At 40.7% G+C, this 2,442-nt stretch carries 1 protein-coding gene; it reads left to right on the plus strand.

Annotated features, from left to right (window positions below; genetic code table 11):
- On the plus strand, window positions 1–2,442 hold a 2,442-nt coding region (locus tag AC1DPZ_RS25525), incomplete at both ends, for an NHL repeat-containing protein (RefSeq protein ID WP_477408780.1).

Here is a 2,442-nt window from a genome sequence, read left to right on the forward strand (position 1 = left end):
ATGGTCGAAAACTCGGTGGTAAAAGAACGATAGGAGGTGCATGGACGGCTGCTCCGTTCTTAGCAGCCGATATGGGGAATAATGCTGTTCCTGGCGTAGCTGCTTATGTTGCTTCAGGTTGGCAAAAGGACAGGGCTTCGGGTGAAATGGTATTGAGGTTAAATTCGTTATCGCCAATAGCTAATGACTTTGATGTAAAGGAAGTGTTGGTTCAAAATCTCGGAAAAGTGCCACTCAGTGATGTTACTAAGCAAATTACTGGTTTTGCTGTATACGATGGATTGGCAGTTATAAGTTTGGTAAATAGAAATCAACTGCTTTTTATTGATATTAGAACAGGTAAATTAAAAGGATATGCGTCAGTTCCATCACCCCAGGGGCTTGCATTTGACAGTATTGGACGATTGCTGGTTTTTTCTGATAAAAGCTTATTGTGTTTTAAACCTTTAAAGGGCGATGCGGTACTTTCAAAACCTGAAATTATAATTAATAAAGGTTTAGATGAGCCAATTGCGCTAACAATTGACAACAAAGGAAATTATTATATATCCGATCGTGGTAACAGCCATGCCGTTAAGGTATTTAATTCACAGGGGAATATGATAAAAACTATTGGTAATCCCGGCCCCCCTGCCGCCGGCCCTTATGATCCGTTGCATATGAACAACCCGGCAGGCTTGGCGATTGATGAAAAAGGACAAATATGGGTTACGGAAGCCGACCTTCTTCCAAAAAGAGTAAGTTTGTGGAGTAGAGATGGAAAATTGTTAAATGCATTTTATGGCCCTAACAAATATGGAGGCGGCGGCACATTGGATCCGAACAATAAAAACCTGTTCTACTGTTCGGAAACTAAATTTAAAGCGATGCAATTTGCTTTAAACTGGGATACTGGTTCGTATAAGTTAACGGATATTTATTATAGGGTTGATAGTACAGCAATACCAATTGGAAATAAATATGCTGCTCCTGAAACACCAATATATTGGAATAATAAAAAGTATTTTACCAATGGTTATAACAATAGCCCTACAGCCGGATCATCGGTTACATTTCTTTTTATTGATCGCGGAGGTATAGCCAAACCTATAGTAGCGATGGGCGAAGCGGCAGATTGGCCGGTTTTAAAAACAACATCCTTTAAAGCTGACTTAATTAAAGTTGCAGGCCTGACGAGCCGGGGTAAAGTAAACGACACTTTTTTTATATGGCAGGATTTAAATTCAGATGGTGTTGCACAACCTAATGAGGTTGAATATAAAAAGGGAAAAGTTGGGGGAATAACAGTGATGCCTGACCTTTCCTTTTGTATCTCACGTTTAAATGACCGATCTGTAAAGTATAAACCAACAGAAATTAATAAGGATGGTGTTCCAGCGTATAATATAAACCAAAGTACTGTTTTGGCTGAAGGCGTATTGCCGCCAGCCTCTTCAGGCGGCGATCAGGTACTAACCTCCGCGGATGGATGGACGATTGTAACACTGGGTGTAAAGCCTTTTGATGGCTTATCGATTAGCGGTTTGAAAGATGGCGTACCTAAATGGAGCTACCCTGATTTGTGGCCTGGCCTTCATGCTTCACATAGAGCGCCTTTTCCTGATCGTCCCGGAGAGTTAATAGGGGCAACCCGTGTACTTGGGCCGGTTATGGATTTTAAAGGTACCGGCATACCTTCTCTTTGGGCTATAAATGGCAATCACGGCTCAATTTATATTTTTACAACCGATGGATTATTTGTAACAACCCTTTTTTATCCCTCAGCCCAGGGGCATTTATGGACTATGCCTATCGCCAAACGGAATATGCCACTTGACACAATTAGTTTGGGTGAAGAAAATTTTTGGCCGACTATAACTAAAAGCAGTGATGGAAAAGTGTATGTGGTTAGTGGGGCAAATAGCAGTATTATAAGGCTTGATGGAATTGAGACAATTCAAAGGCTGCCAGACACAAAATTAATAGTTACCAGTCAGGATATAAAAAACTGCATAAGTGCCCGCATTGACAATGAAGGGAATCGGCAAAAAAAATATGCTGAAAAAGTAACACATATTTTAATTAAAAGCACTGCGCCCATAGTGGATGGTAGGTTAGATGATTGGCGGGGTGATTCATGGGCAAATATAGACCAAAGAGGTATAACTACCACTTTTCATGCAATAACCCGCCCATACGATGTTAAAGGTGCTCTGGCGGTTTGTGGGGATAAACTTTATTTAGCCTATAGCACTGGCAATAATAAATTACTTACCAATACTGGTGAGATTACTTTGGCGCCATTTAAAACCGGGGGCGCATTGGATTTGATGATAGGAGTTGATTCCAAAGCCGATCCTGATCGTAAAAGCCCGGTAGTAGGGGATTTGCGTTTATTAATAACTATGGTAAATAAAAAGCCTTTAGCTTTGCTTTATAAGGCTGTTGTACCTGGTACAAAAC

It is taken from the genome of Mucilaginibacter sp. P4_G9, from assembly GCF_056400985.1.